The 13,126-nt window shown below is 67.9% G+C and carries 11 protein-coding genes; 8 read left to right on the top strand and 3 right to left on the bottom strand.

Annotation, left to right across the window (positions count from 1 at the left end):
- Nucleotides 1–3: 3 nt before the first annotated feature.
- Nucleotides 4–2,760, bottom strand: coding sequence for a methyl-accepting chemotaxis protein (locus tag MF270_RS11690; protein ID WP_238366069.1), 2,757 nt, complete (start codon nucleotides 2,758–2,760; stop codon nucleotides 4–6).
- 203 nt (nucleotides 2,761–2,963) lie between these two features.
- Here MF270_RS11690 and MF270_RS11685 point away from each other — a divergent pair, with 203 nt between their 5' ends.
- Together MF270_RS11685 and MF270_RS11680 are read left to right on the top strand one after the other, a co-directional pair.
- Nucleotides 2,964–3,152 carry a hypothetical protein gene (locus tag MF270_RS11685; RefSeq protein WP_238366068.1) on the top strand — a complete coding sequence of 63 codons (189 nt, stop codon included), beginning with the start codon at nucleotides 2,964–2,966 and terminating at the stop codon, nucleotides 3,150–3,152.
- A 12-nt stretch (nucleotides 3,153–3,164) separates the two neighbouring features.
- Nucleotides 3,165–3,473: a hypothetical protein gene (locus MF270_RS11680; RefSeq protein WP_238366067.1), complete on the top strand. Its 309-nt coding sequence runs from the start codon at nucleotides 3,165–3,167 to the stop codon at nucleotides 3,471–3,473.
- A 699-nt stretch (nucleotides 3,474–4,172) separates the two neighbouring features.
- On the opposite strand, the gene MF270_RS11675 is transcribed toward MF270_RS11680, so the two are convergent.
- Nucleotides 4,173–4,427: a hypothetical protein gene (locus MF270_RS11675; protein ID WP_238366066.1), complete on the bottom strand. Its 255-nt coding sequence runs from the start codon at nucleotides 4,425–4,427 to the stop codon at nucleotides 4,173–4,175.
- 422 nt (nucleotides 4,428–4,849) lie between these two features.
- Nucleotides 4,850–5,776, bottom strand: a complete 927-nt coding sequence (gene cbbR, locus MF270_RS11670) for a LysR family regulator CbbR (RefSeq protein ID WP_238366065.1) — start codon at nucleotides 5,774–5,776, stop codon at nucleotides 4,850–4,852.
- 111 nt (nucleotides 5,777–5,887) lie between these two features.
- On the opposite strand from cbbR, the gene MF270_RS11665 reads away from it, so the two are divergent.
- Genes MF270_RS11665 through fba form a run of 6 tightly spaced genes read left to right on the top strand, consistent with a single transcriptional unit; the run spans nucleotide 5,888 to nucleotide 13,092 of the window.
- Nucleotides 5,888–6,886: a class 1 fructose-bisphosphatase gene (locus MF270_RS11665; RefSeq protein ID WP_238366268.1), complete on the top strand. Its 999-nt coding sequence runs from the start codon at nucleotides 5,888–5,890 to the stop codon at nucleotides 6,884–6,886.
- A 15-nt stretch (nucleotides 6,887–6,901) separates the two neighbouring features.
- A complete protein-coding gene (locus MF270_RS11660) occupies nucleotides 6,902–7,774 on the top strand; it encodes a phosphoribulokinase (protein WP_238366064.1) in 873 nt (290 codons plus the stop codon).
- Between the two features lie 20 nt (nucleotides 7,775–7,794).
- Entirely contained in the window at nucleotides 7,795–9,786 is a 1,992-nt protein-coding gene (tkt, locus tag MF270_RS11655) for a transketolase (RefSeq protein ID WP_238366063.1), read from the top strand.
- Between the two features lie 4 nt (nucleotides 9,787–9,790).
- Nucleotides 9,791–10,792: a type I glyceraldehyde-3-phosphate dehydrogenase gene (gap, locus tag MF270_RS11650; protein ID WP_238366062.1), complete on the top strand. Its 1,002-nt coding sequence runs from the start codon at nucleotides 9,791–9,793 to the stop codon at nucleotides 10,790–10,792.
- The gene (locus MF270_RS11645) at nucleotides 10,792–11,997 is read left to right on the top strand and encodes a phosphoglycerate kinase (RefSeq protein ID WP_418887882.1); all 1,206 of its coding nucleotides are present in this window, start codon (nucleotides 10,792–10,794) and stop codon (nucleotides 11,995–11,997) included. The genes gap and MF270_RS11645 overlap by 1 nt, the downstream gene beginning before the upstream one ends.
- A gap of 15 nt (nucleotides 11,998–12,012) precedes the next feature.
- Nucleotides 12,013–13,092 carry a class II fructose-bisphosphate aldolase gene (gene fba, locus MF270_RS11640; RefSeq protein WP_238366061.1) on the top strand — a complete coding sequence of 360 codons (1,080 nt, stop codon included), beginning with the start codon at nucleotides 12,013–12,015 and terminating at the stop codon, nucleotides 13,090–13,092.
- Nucleotides 13,093–13,126: the final 34 nt, after the last annotated feature.

Genomic DNA, 13,126 nt, shown 5'->3' with positions numbered 1-13,126 from the left:
GGGTCAGGCCACCTTGCGCGTATCCGAGAGACGGTCGATCAGCTGCAGCACGTCCTTCGAGGCCGTCAGCTGCGTTTCGACCGAATCCGATATGCGGTCGATCGTCTCGCCGGTCTGCGCGACGCTGTCGACGATCCGCTCAAAGGCCTCGCGCGCGGCGATGGACCGGGTCGTGCCCTCGTTCACCCGCGCCTCGCTCTCGCCGATCTGGCGGTTGATCTTCTGCGCCGCTTCCGAGCTGCGCTCGGCCAGTTTGCGCACCTCGTCCGCCACGACCGAGAAGCCCACGCCGTGTTCGCCCGCGCGCGCCGCCTCGATGGCGGCGTTGAAGGCCAGCAGGTTGGTCTGGTTGGCAATCTCGCCGATAATCTTGACGATCTCGGCGATCTCGCCCGAGCTTTTCTGCATCCGTTCGATCGCCTCGATCGTGTGGTTCAGCGCGTCAAAGCCCGCATTTGCGTTCTGCTCGGTGTCCTTGGCGCGGCCGCGCGCCTCGTTGGTCGAGAAGCCGATGTCCGAGATCGATTCCCCGAGGCCGGCCACCACCTGGTGCATCTGCGCCGCGCTGGCCTGGATCTCCTGCTCGAGCTCGACCTGGCTGGTGATGTCGCTTGCGTACTTGATCACCCCGACCGGCTGGCCGTGCAGGTCGAGCAGCGGCGAATAGGTGGCCTGGATCCATACGTCGCGTTCGTACTTGCCCAGCCGGTGGAAGCGGCCCGCCTGGTGTTCGCCGCGGTTCAGCGCACGCCAGAAATCCCGGTATTCCTGGGACTTGACGTGGTCGGGCGTGCAGAACATCGCGTGGTGTTGATCGAGGATCTCGCGCCTGGAATAGCCCATGACGGCCAGGAAATTCTCGTTCACCGCGATGACCCGGCCGTCCATGTCGAACTGCACCATCGCCTGCGACCGGTCGATGGCGTCGATCTTGCTTTCGAATTCGACATTGCGGGTCTTTTCGGCGGTGATGTCGCTGGCGAATTTCACGATCTTCACCGGGCGCCCGGCCAGGTCGAAAATCGGGTTGTAGGTCGCGTGAATCCACACCTCCTTGCCGTTCTTGCCGATCCGCGCGTATTCCCCTGCCTGGTAATCGCCCGCGGCCAGGCTTTCCCAGAACCGGCGGTAGGCTTCGCTGTCCACGATCTCCTGCGAACAGAACATGGCGTGTTTCTTGCCGATCACCTCCGAGAGGTCGTATTTCATCAGCCGCAGGAAATTCTCGTTCGCCGACAGCACCCGCCCCTCGAGGTCGAATTCGATCACCGCCTGGGCGCGGTCGACCGCCTTGACCTTGGCCTCGAACTCGGCCGAGCGTTCCTTGGTCGCCGTCACGTCCGAGGCGTACTTGATCACCTTCATCGGCTTGCCCTGCAGATCGAAGATCGGGTTGTAGCTGGCCTGGATATAGATGTCGGACCCGTCCTTGCAGACCCGCCGGTATTCGCCGGCGTCGTATTCACCCTTGCCTAGCTTGCGCCAGAGGTTGGCATAATCGCGCGAGGCGGCATCGTCGGGCGTGCAGAACATCTTGTGATGCTCGCCCTCGATCTCGGTCAGGGTGTAGCCGGTGAGGTTGAGGAAGATGTCGTTGGCCCAGAGCACGTGGCCCTTGAGGTCGAACTCGATCACCGCCTGGCTGCGGTAGGCGGCGGCCATCCGCCCCTCGAGATCGGCCCGCTCCAGTCGCGCGGCGGTCACGTCCGAGGCGAACTTGACGATCTTCAGCAGTTGCCCGTCCGGCCCGAAGATCGGGTTGTAGGTCGCCTGGATCCAGACCGAGCTGCCATCCTTGCGCAGCCGTTCGTATTCGGCGCCCTGGTGCTGGCCGGCCGAGAGCTTGGCCCAGAGGTCGCGATAGCCAGACGAGCGGACGAAGTCCTGCGTGCAGAAGATCCGGTGATTTTCGCCGATCACCTCTTCCCGGTCGTAGCCCATCAGCGCGAGGAAATTGTCGTTGGCCGCGGTGACCGTGCCGTCGAGGTCGAATTCCACCACCGCCTGGCTGCGCCCGAGCGCCTGGATCATGCCTTCGGTCGTGGCCGCCTCGAGTCGGGCGGCGGTCACGTCCATCGCGTATTCGACGACGCGCTCGACATTGCCCTCGGGGTCGAGGATCGGCGTGTAGCTGGCGCGCATCCACAGGTCGTTGCCGGCCTTGCCGATACGGTGAAACTCGCCCTCGCGCAGCTTGCCCTGGCGCAGCGCCTCCCACATGCGGCGGGTCTCGGGCGCCTCGGCTTCGTGCCGGGGGCCCAGCGTGCCGACCGCACGGCCGATCAGCTCTTTCTCGGAATAGCCGGTCAGGTCGCGGAACGTTTTGTTCGCCGACAGGATCGTGCCGTCGGGGTCGTATTCGACGATCCCGTGAGTGCGGCCGATGGCGTCGAGGTAGCCGCTGATCTTTTCACCCGGCGGCAGCACGGTGCCGGCCATGACGATGGCCCCCGCGGGGTTGACCTGCATATAGCCATGAAAGATGTCCGAGCCGGGCGGCTCGTCCACCGGCACCTGGAAGGTGTGGCTGCCCTTGCCGCCGGCAGTCGCGGTGATGTCGGCGACCAGCGTGTCGCGCTTGACGACGATGTCGAAAAGCCCGGTTCCCTTGGTCGTCAGCTTGCGACCGAAAGCCTTGCGGGCCGTTTCGCTTGCCGCGTGGATCTCGAGCGTGTCGGGATCGATCTTGATGATCACGGCGTTTGTCAGCAGGGCCTCGCCCATGCCCTTCAGGTCGGCCTCTTCGAACGGCTTGATCATCGCGGTGCTCCCGGCTTGCAGCTCTCTGGTCCGTGGTTTGGTGGCGGACGAGCGGCACGCTAGGACGAAGTGCTTAACAATCCGCTTCCCCGAAAAAATATTCTTGGCCCCCTCCTCCGGCTCGCCGCCATGGCGGCCATCGCCGGGGCGGCGCGGGGTCGCGTGCCGGCCGGGGGCGAGCCATCTTCCAGAGGGTCCCGCCCATGGTGCGCACGCCGTTCTTTCTTGTCCTCACGGCCCTGTCGGGCCTTGGCCTGCCGACCATGGCGGGCGCCCTGCCCGGCCTTCCCGGCAGCGGCCCAGAGGCGCGGCTGCGCCTTGCCGCCTACCCGCTGCCGCCGGGGCTCGAGGCCGCGCCGGCCGCCGCGGGGCGCGGCGTGGCCCGGCTGTAGGAGGAGCGGTTCATGCTGGACCCGACCCTGTGCCTCCTGCTTGGCGACGAGGGCACGACGCATTTCCAGGAGCCGGTTCTGCCGCGCCTCGTCGGGGACGGTTTCCCGACCGTGCTGGTGCACGATGTGCGCCAGTTGCAGGTCGCGGACGAGCCGATGGCGGCCCTCCACGTGCTGCGCGGCACGGTCCATGCCGGTGACGCGGACCGGCGCGACCTGGCGCTGTCTGCACCGGGGGCGCTGGTCGACCCGGTCGGGGCCAGCAGGATCGGCTTGCGCAGATGGCCGCTGACGGGCCAGCCGCCGTCACCCGCGATCTGACCGCGCTCCAGTCGGCCCGGTCCGGCGTATTCATCTTGCCCGGTCGCCTTGTCGACGCGAGATCAGTCCTGAATGGCCCCTGCCCGTTCCATCGCCCGGTTCCAGGACAAGGGAAGAGCCGGTCCCGGCCCATCACCGGTCGCGGGTGTTGCGTGGCATAAGCAATGCAGCGCGCGTTGCCGGTCATCGGCATCAGCGCGGCGGCCATGGCCACGGCGGCCAGCTTGACCGCCAGCCGCTGGGTCGACGGCAGCCGCAGCATCACCAGCAGCACGACGGCCCCGCCATAGGCCCGACGACGATCAGCAGCGCCTCGCTCATTCCTGTGCCTCGCCCGCGCCGGGCCCGCGGCACCCGAAGGCCGCGTCAACGCCATCACCCTGCGGAAGCGGTCATGGACATTGCGCACCTCGACCCCGTCCTTGGTAAAGCGGACGGCGGCCTGTTCATCCGCCTTTCCCTGCAGCTCGGGCGTGCCGTCGTAGTTGACCCGTACGGTCGGGTTCAGCTTTTCCACCTCGACCGTGACCGGCAGCGGGCCAGTGCCGTTGGCGATGTAGTGAACAAGGTTCACGGCATATTCGCCATCTTGCAGGCCCCAAAGGCTGACGGAGTCCTGGTTCAGCTGGGTCTCGACCTCGGTCCCGCCGACCAGGATCACGTCCCTGAACATGCCCCGGTCGTCGCGGTCGAGATGCATCAGCCCCGCCTCGCGCCGGTTGTACCAGACCACGTCGCCCTGCGAACCGCCACGTAGGTGTCGACGTCATCGGGGTTGTTGCCGGCCCGGTTCACGGGGATCAGGATCTCGGCCTTGGGGTAGACCTTGCCGGTCTGCTCGGTCGGGTTGATCGCGGCAAAGGCCAGGAAAAACAGGAAGGTGATCGCCTTCAACGCGTTGAACGGCTGGGACGAAGAGTCCTCGAACTCGGGCTCGTGTTCGTCCTCAAACATTGCGCAGGTCCGGCCCCGGCTGCCCGCGATCTGAGCGACACAAGACCCCGAGGCCATGGCCACGTCGCAGGCCCGGCGCGGGGACATGGGTCAGCCCAAGGCAGCGACAGGCTGATCGAAAGCGCTTTCCGCGGCATCGAGCCCGCGCGTCCCAGGACATGCCGCACCGCCGCACCGGGGTTTCAAGATCATGTCAAACGTTGCCGACCTGCGGCGGGCACCCTCGGTGCCGCGCGAATAAGGGCAATCCCGAGACTACCATGGTTGTGTCCCGCGCGCCCTCGCGGCTGCGCGGCACTGAATTCCCGGATGGCGAAAGGCCTTAGGGGATGGCGGAAGCGACGCACCGGGCCGCCAGGCTAGTGATCGCGGCGATGCGGGCAAGGCACTCGATCTTTGGCGCGCCGGTCGGCCCAGCCCGGTCAGCCCTGCGTCGGGAGCAGCTGCGCCGTGTTCTCGGCCAGCCAGTCGCGCACGGTGCGCACCGTGGGCGACATGCGGGCTTCGTTCGGGGTCAGCAGGAACCAGTGGCGCAGCACCGGCAGGCCGGGCGCGTCTAGCGTCACCAGCCGCCCCGCCGCCAGCTCGTCCGCGACGGTGTGGGCCGACAGGATCGCCACCCCCAGCCCGCTCATCACCGACTGCTTGATCGTCTCGTTCGACGACATCTCGACCCGCCGCGCCTCGCGCCCGTCGCCAAGGTCATCAAGCCAGCGCTCGGCCAGGATGCGGGTGCCCGAGCCTTCCTCGCGCATCACGTAGGTCTGTTCCAGCAACGCGGCACGCGGCACGGGCGAGACCTCGGCAAAGGGGTGGGTCGCGGCGGCGATCAGCACATGGGGATGGGGGCCGAGCGGCTGGGCGGTCACCAGCGGCTCACGCGGGGGGCGGCCCATGATGCAAAGGTCGAATTCGTGCCGCGCCAGCGCCTGGATCGTCTCCTGCCGGTTGCCGACCTTGAGCACGACCTCGACATCCGGCAGCGCGTCGTGCAACCGGGCCACGAGTCGCGGGGCGAAATATTTCGCGGTCGACACGACACCCAGCACGACCGAGCCCGAAAGCCCCCGGCCAAGTGCGTCAATCTGATGCGCCGCCCGGTCGAGCGCGCCGCGCATCTCGGACCCGGCGATCAGCAGCGCGCGGCCCTGTTCGGTCGGGACGTTGCGTTCGCGCCCCTGCTTTTCCAGGAGCGGCGCGCCCACCGCTTCCTCGAGCGTTTTCAGCTGGTTATGCACCGCAGGACCGGTCAGGCCCAGCGCCTCTGCCGCCCCCGAAATGGTGCCCAGCCGCACCACTTCGCTGAGCGCGCGCAATTGTCGCAAGGTGATCTGATCGACCCACTTCATTAGATTTTTCTTACTCTCACGTCAGTTTTTAAAAATTTTCTTAACCCCAGCTCTGGCCCTAAGCAAGGGGCCATGACGACGCGTTCGAGGACGGGAGGCCTTGCGATGCAGATGACCACACCAACCGACAAGCCGGGTATCCCGGCAGACCTGGCCCCGGTGATGGAGGCGCTGTGCCAGGTCGCCGCCGACCTGTCGGACCTGATCAGCCGGGGCCCGCTGGGCGGCGCGCTGGCCGCCGAGGTGGGCGAGAACACCGATGGCGACGCGCAGAAGGCGCTGGACGTGATGGCCGACGAAGCCTTTGCCTTTGCCCTGCGGGACACCGGCCTGCGCTGGTACGCCAGTGAAGAGCAGGACAGTGTCCTGGAGATCGACCCCACCGGCACGCTGGCGCTGGCCATCGACCCGCTGGACGGCTCGTCCAACATCGACGCCAACGTGTCCATCGGGACGATCTTCGGCATCCAGGACGCGGCCGAGGATGGCCTGGCCACCTTCCTGCGCCCCGGCACGCACCTGCGCGCCGCCGGCTATTTCATCTACGGGCCGCAGACCGCGCTGGTGGTGACCTATGGCGACGGGGTTCGGCAATACATCCTTGACCGGGCGACGCGGAGCTTTGTCGAAACCGACACCGTCCCCTCGATCCCGAGCCCGGCCAGCGAATTCGCGATCAACGCCTCGAATTACCGCCACTGGGACCCGGCCGTGCGGGCCTATATCGACGATTGCCTCGCCGGGGCCGAGGGGCCGCGCGAAAAGAACTTCAACATGCGCTGGGTGGCCTCCCTCGTGGCTGAAACCCACCGCATCATGTGCCGCGGCGGGATCTTCCTTTATCCCTCCGATGCCCGCCGCGGCTACGAACAGGGGCGGCTGCGGCTGGTCTACGAATGCGCGCCCATCGCCATGCTGGTCGAACAGGCCGGCGGGCGGGCCACGACCGGCACGCAGCGCATCCTCGACCGCATACCGACCAGCCTGCACGCCCGTACGCCCTTCGTCTTCGGCACGCCCGACAAGGTGGACCGGGTGGCCAGCTACCATGACCTGCCCGGCACCGAAGTCTCCGCCCTTTTTGCCAACCGCGGCCTGTTCCGCAGCTGACACCCGAAAGAAACCATGTCCAAGAAGCATCCGATCATCTCGGTGACCGGCTCGTCCGGTGCCGGCACCACGACCGTCAAGTCGACCTTCGACCAGATCTTCCGCCGCGAGGGCGTGCAGACCGTGTCGATCGAGGGCGACGCCTTTCACCGCTACGACCGCGCCGCGATGAAGGCCGAACTGGACGCGCGCAAGGCGTCCGGGGACGAGACCTTCAGCCATTTTTCCTATGATGCCAACGAGCTGGCCAAGCTCGAGGACATCTTCCGCACCTATGGCGAGACCGGCACCGGCGAGACGCGCCACTACGTGCACGACGACGAGGAGGCCGAGCGCTATGGCGCCGCCCCCGGCACCTTCACCGACTGGGCGGCATTCGAGGACGGGTCGGACCTGCTGTTCTACGAAGGCCTGCATGGCGCCGTCGTCAACGACGAGGTCAACCTGGCCGCGCTGGCCGATCTCAAGATCGGGGTGGTGCCGGTCATCAACCTCGAATGGATCCAGAAGATCCATCGCGACAGCTCCAAGCGCGGCTACACCACCGAGGCGGTGACCGACACGATCCTGCGCCGGATGCACGCCTACGTGCATTGCATCTGCCCGCAGTTTTCCGAGACCGACATCAACTTCCAGCGGGTGCCGGTGGTGGATACGTCCAACCCCTTCATCGCGCGCTGGATCCCGACGGCGGACGAAAGCCTCGTGGTGATCCGGTTCAAGAACCCGCGCGGGATCGATTTTCCCTACCTCACCTCGATGATCTCGGGCAGCTGGATGACCCGCGCCAACAGCATCGTCATCCCCGGCGGCAAGATGGACCTGGCGATGCAGCTGATCTTCACGCCGATGATCCACCGGCTGGTGTCCGAATCCAAGCGGGCCTGACCCCTCAAGGAGGAAACGCAATGACCATCCAAACTCCTGTCATCGCTGACGAAACCCAGATGGCGAACGCCCTGCGGGTGCTGACGATGGATGCCGTGCAGGCGGCGAAATCCGGCCATCCCGGCGCGCCCATGGGGCTGGCAGACGTGACCGCCGTGCTCTTCAACCGCTTCATGCGGATCGACCCCGCCGCGCCCGACTGGCCCGACCGGGACCGCTTCGTGCTGAGCGCGGGCCATGCCTCGATGCTGCATTACGCGGTCAATCACCTCCTGGGCTACGACGACATGGGCGCCGACCAGCTGCGCGCCTTCCGCCAGATGGGGGCCCGCACGGCCGGGCACCCGGAATACGGCCATGCCAAGGGGATCGAGACCACGACCGGCCCGCTGGGCCAGGGCATCTCGACCGCCGTGGGCATGGCGCTGGCGGAACGGATGCACAATGCGCGCTTTGGCGACGACCTGGTGGACCACTACACCTACGTGCTGGCCGGCGACGGCTGCCTGATGGAAGGCATCAGCCACGAGGCCATTGACCTGGCCGGGCACCTGGGCCTTGGCCGGCTGATCGTGGTCTGGGACGACAACCGCATCACCATCGACGGGCCGACCTCTCTGTCGACCTCGATGGACCAGCCCGCCCGCTTTGCCGCCGCCGGCTGGCATGTGCTTGAGATCGACGGCCATGATGCCGAGGCCATCGCGGCGGCGCTGGACGCTGCGCGCACCGACCCCCGCCCCTCGATGATCGCGGCGCGCACGGTGATCGGCAAGGGCGCGCCCAACATGGGCGGCAGCCACAAGGTCCACGGCGCCCCGCTGGGCGATGCCGAGATCGCGGCGACCCGCGCAGCACTTGGCTGGCCCTATGCCGCCTTCGAGATCCCCGCCGATGTCCGCGCCGGGTGGGAGGCGATCGCGAGGCGCAGTGCCAAGGCCCGTGCCGAATGGGAGGCCCGCCGCGACGCCCACCCCAGGCGGGAGGCCTTCGACACATCCCTCAAGCCGGTGAACCGCGCCGTGCTCGACAAGGCGCTCAGCGTCTACAAGGCCCGCCTGTCGGCCGACGCCCCCAAGGTCGCGACGCGCAAGGCCAGCGAGATGGCGCTGGAGGTGGTGAACGCCACCCTGCCCAACACCGTGGGCGGGTCCGCCGACCTGACCGGGTCGAACAACACCCGGTCGAGCGCCATGACCCCGGTCGCGCCCGGCGATTTCTCGGGCGATTACATCCACTACGGCATCCGCGAACACGCCATGGCCGCCGCCATGAACGGCATCGCGCTGCATGGCGGCTTTGTCCCCTACGGCGGCACCTTCCTGGCTTTTGCCGATTACTGCCGCCCGGCGATCCGGCTGTCGGCACTGATGGGCGTGCCGGTCACCTACGTGATGACCCACGATTCCATCGGCCTGGGCGAAGACGGCCCGACCCACCAGCCGGTCGAAACCATCGCCTCGCTTCGCGCCATGCCGAACCTCACCGTGATCCGCCCCGCCGACGCGGTCGAGACGGCCGAGGCCTGGGCCATAGCCGCCGGCGCCACGGGCACGCCGACCCTGCTGTGCCTATCGCGCCAGGACCTGCCGACTTTGCGCACGGCCCATACGCCCGCCAACATGGTCGCGCGTGGCGCCTATATCCTGCGTGACGCGGCCACCCGCGACGTGACGCTGATCGCCACCGGATCGGAGGTCGAGATCGCGATGAAGGCTGCCGACCTGCTGGCCCGCCGGAACATCCGCGCCGCCGTTGTCTCGGCCCCGTCCTTCGAGCTTTTCGCGGCCCATGACGCAGACTACCGCGCCGGGGTGCTGGGCGAGGCGCCCCGCGTCGGGATCGAGGCCGCGATCCGCCAGTCCTGGGGGCTGATGCTGCGGCCCGAAGACGCTTTCCTCGGCATGACCGGCTTCGGCGCCTCGGCCCCTGCCCCCGAGCTTTATCGCCATTTCGGCATCACCGCCGAGGCCGTGGCCGTGACCGCCGCCGCCCTCTGCACCAAGGAGTGAGAGCATGACCACCAGGGTTGCCATCAACGGCTTTGGCCGCATCGGGCGCAACGTGCTGCGCGCCATTTCAGAAACGAACCGTAACGATATCGAAGTCGTCGCGATCAACGACCTCGGCCCGGTCGAGACCAACGCCCACCTGCTGCAATTCGACAGCGTCCACGGCCGGTTCCCCGGCGAGGTGCGCGTCGTCGGCAACACCATCGACCTCGGGCGGGGCCCGATCGAGGTGACGGCCGAGCGCGACCCCGCCAGGCTTCCGTGGGCGGGCGTGGACGTGGCGCTGGAATGCACCGGCTTCTTCACCGTCCGCGAGAAGGCCGCGCTGCATTTGCAGAACGGGTCCAAGCGCGTGCTGGTCAGCGCCCCCGCGACCGGCGCCGACAAGACCGTGGTCTTCGGCGTCAACCACCGCGAGCTGCGGCCCGAACACGTGGTCGTGTCGAACGCCTCCTGCACGACGAACTGCCTGTCCCCGGTCGCCAAGGCGCTGCATGACGCCATCGGGATCGAAAAGGGCTTCATGACCACGATCCACAGCTACACCGGCGACCAGCCGACGCTGGACACGATGCATTCCGACCTCTACCGCGCCCGCGCCGCGGGGCTGTCGATGATCCCCACCTCCACCGGGGCCGCCAAGGCCGTCGGCCTCGTGCTGCCCGAGCTCGACGGCAAGCTCGACGGGGTGGCGATCCGGGTGCCGACGCCCAATGTCTCGGTCGTGGACCTCGTTTTCGAGGCCAGCCGCGACACCACCACGCAAGAGGTCAACGACGCCATCCGCGCCGCCGCCGACGGCCCGCTCAAGGGCGTGCTGGGCTATACCGACCGCGCCAACGTGTCGATGGATTTCAACCACGACCCGCGCTCGTCGATCTTCCACATGGACCAGACCAGGGTGATGGAGGGCCGCATGGTCCGCATCCTGTCCTGGTACGACAACGAATGGGGCTTTTCGAACCGCATGGCCGACACGGCCGTCGCCATGGGGAGGCTGATCTGATGCTGCCCTCGATCCTGGATGTCGACGTGCGCGGCAAGCGCCTGCTGGTGCGCGCCGACCTCAACGTGCCGATGGACGGCAGCACGATCACCGATGCCACTCGGATCGACCGGTTTGCCGACGGCATGCGCCCCCTGCTCGCCCGAGGCGCCCGGCTGGTCATCGTGACCCATTTCGGCCGCCCCAGGGCGAACGAGCATGACCCGGCCTATTCCGTCGACAAGCTGCGCGACCGGCTGGCCGAGGCGCTGGGGGTGCCGGTGCGGTTCTCGGACACCGTCGCGACCGACGGCGCGGTGCTGCACAGCGAGACGCTGCGCGACGGAGAGGCGCTGCTCTGCGAGAACCTGCGCTACAATCCCGGCGAGACGGCCAATGATCCGGCGTTCTCCGCCGCGCTGGCCCGGCTGGGGGACCTCTACGTCAACGACGCCTTTTCCTGTGCGCACCGGGCCCATGCCTCGACCGAAGGAATCACGCGCCACCTGCCCGCCTATCCCGGCCCGCTGCTGCTCGAGGAGGTGACGGCCCTGACCGCCGCGCTGGACAGCCCGCGCCGCCCGGCCGTGGCCATCGTTGGCGGGTCGAAAGTGTCGACCAAGATCGCGGTGCTGAAGAACCTCGTCGCCAAGGTCGATCACGTCATCATCGGCGGCGGCATGGCGAACACCTTCCTCTATGCCCATGGCGCGCCGATGGGCGCCTCGCTGCACGAGGCGGACCAGATCGGCACGGTGCGCGAGATCGAGGCGGCGGCGCGGGCCGCGGGCTGCCAGATTCACCTGCCGGTGGACGTGGTCGCGGCCAGTACCTTTGCCGCCAACGCCCCGCATGATTGCGTGGCCGCGACCGCCTGCCCCGAGGGTGCGATGATCCTCGACGCCGGGCCCGAGGCGACAGAACGCTTCGCCCGGGTGCTGGAGAGCTGCACGACGATCCTCTGGAACGGGCCGCTCGGCGCCTTCGAACTCGCCCCCTTCGACCGAGCCACCATGGCCCTGGCCCGCCGTGCGGCCGAGCTGACCCGCAGGGGCCGCGCCGTCAGCGTGGCGGGCGGCGGCGACACGGTGGCGGCGCTGAACGCGGCCGGGGTCGCGCAGGACTTCACCTATGTCTCCGCCGCCGGCGGGGCCTTCCTCGAATGGCTGGAGGGGCGGACGCTCCCCGGTATCGCGGCGCTGATGCGCGCCGACCAAGCCGCCTGACCGAAAGGACATATCATGGCTCTCATCACGCTTCGCCAGTTGCTGGATCACGCCGCCGAGGAAGGCTACGGCGTGCCGGCCTTCAACATCAACAACATGGAACAGGGCCTCGCCATCATGCGCGCGGCCGAGGCGACCCACAGCCCGGTCATCCTGCAAGCCTCGCGCGGGGCGCGGTCCTATGCCGGCGACATCATGCTGCGCCACATGGTCGAGGCGCTGGCCGAGATGTTCCCGGCCAACCATATCGTGCTGCACCAGGACCACGGCAACAACGACGCGACCTGCCTGTCGGCCATCCGCCACGGGTTCACCAGCGTGATGATGGACGGCTCGCTGGAGGAGGACATGAAGACCCCCGCCAGCTACGACTACAACGTCGACATCACCGCCCGCGTGACCCGCGCGGCCCATGCGGTCGGCGCGAGCGTCGAGGGGGAGCTGGGCGTTCTGGGCAGCCTCGAGACCGGCGAGGCGGGGGAAGAGGACGGCTCGGGCGCGGTCGGCAAGCTGAGCCATGACCAGCTGCTGACCGACCCGGACCAGGCGGTCGATTTCGTCCTGCGCACGGGCTGCGACGCGCTGGCCATCGCCTGCGGGACGTCCCACGGGGCCTACAAGTTCTCGCGCAAGCCGGACGGCGAGATCCTGTCGATGGACACCATCGCCGCGATCCACGCCAAGCTGCCGCAGACGCACCTGGTGATGCATGGCTCCAGCTCGGTCCCGCAGGCCTTGCAGGACCTCATCAACGCCCATGGCGGGGCCATGCCCCAGACCTACGGCGTGCCGGTCGAAGAGATCGAGCGCGGCATCAGGATGGGCGTGCGCAAGGTGAACATCGACACAGATTGCCGGATGGCGATGACCGGGCAGTTCCGCAAGGTGGCGGTGGAAAAACCGGCCGAGTTCGACCCGCGCAAGTTCCTGATCCCCGCCATGGAAGAGCTGGAGGCGCTGTGCCGCGACCGGTTCGAACGGTTCGGCACGGCCGGACAGGCCGGCAAGATCACCCCGATATCCATGGACACGATGGCGGCGCGCTATGCCGCCGGCGCGCTTGACCCGCAGCCTGCCGCCGCGGCGGCCGCCTGATCCCGGCCGGCCCGCTCATCCGCTCTGATGGGCG

The sequence above is a fragment of the Mesobacterium pallidum genome (assembly GCF_019966535.1).
GTDB lineage: Bacteria > Pseudomonadota > Alphaproteobacteria > Rhodobacterales > Rhodobacteraceae > Mesobacterium > Mesobacterium pallidum.
The sequence above is the reverse complement of the archived record's forward strand: the minus strand, read 5'-3'. Positions and strand labels throughout refer to the sequence as shown.

Excerpts from the sequence above, each read along its gene's own strand:
- MF270_RS11690 (WP_238366069.1), bottom strand. The coding sequence starts at position 2,760 with ATGATCAAGCCGTTCGAAGAGGCCGACCTGAAGGGCATGGGCGAGGCC.
- MF270_RS11685 (WP_238366068.1), top strand. The coding sequence starts at position 2,964 with ATGGTGCGCACGCCGTTCTTTCTTGTCCTCACGGCCCTGTCGGGCCTT.
- MF270_RS11680 (WP_238366067.1), top strand. The coding sequence starts at position 3,165 with ATGCTGGACCCGACCCTGTGCCTCCTGCTTGGCGACGAGGGCACGACG.
- MF270_RS11675 (WP_238366066.1), bottom strand. The coding sequence starts at position 4,427 with ATGTTTGAGGACGAACACGAGCCCGAGTTCGAGGACTCTTCGTCCCAG.
- cbbR (WP_238366065.1), bottom strand. The coding sequence starts at position 5,776 with ATGAAGTGGGTCGATCAGATCACCTTGCGACAATTGCGCGCGCTCAGC.
- MF270_RS11665 (WP_238366268.1), top strand. The coding sequence starts at position 5,888 with ATGACCACACCAACCGACAAGCCGGGTATCCCGGCAGACCTGGCCCCG.
- MF270_RS11660 (WP_238366064.1), top strand. The coding sequence starts at position 6,902 with ATGTCCAAGAAGCATCCGATCATCTCGGTGACCGGCTCGTCCGGTGCC.
- tkt (WP_238366063.1), top strand. The coding sequence starts at position 7,795 with ATGACCATCCAAACTCCTGTCATCGCTGACGAAACCCAGATGGCGAAC.
- gap (WP_238366062.1), top strand. The coding sequence starts at position 9,791 with ATGACCACCAGGGTTGCCATCAACGGCTTTGGCCGCATCGGGCGCAAC.
- MF270_RS11645 (WP_418887882.1), top strand. The coding sequence starts at position 10,792 with ATGCTGCCCTCGATCCTGGATGTCGACGTGCGCGGCAAGCGCCTGCTG.
- fba (WP_238366061.1), top strand. The coding sequence starts at position 12,013 with ATGGCTCTCATCACGCTTCGCCAGTTGCTGGATCACGCCGCCGAGGAA.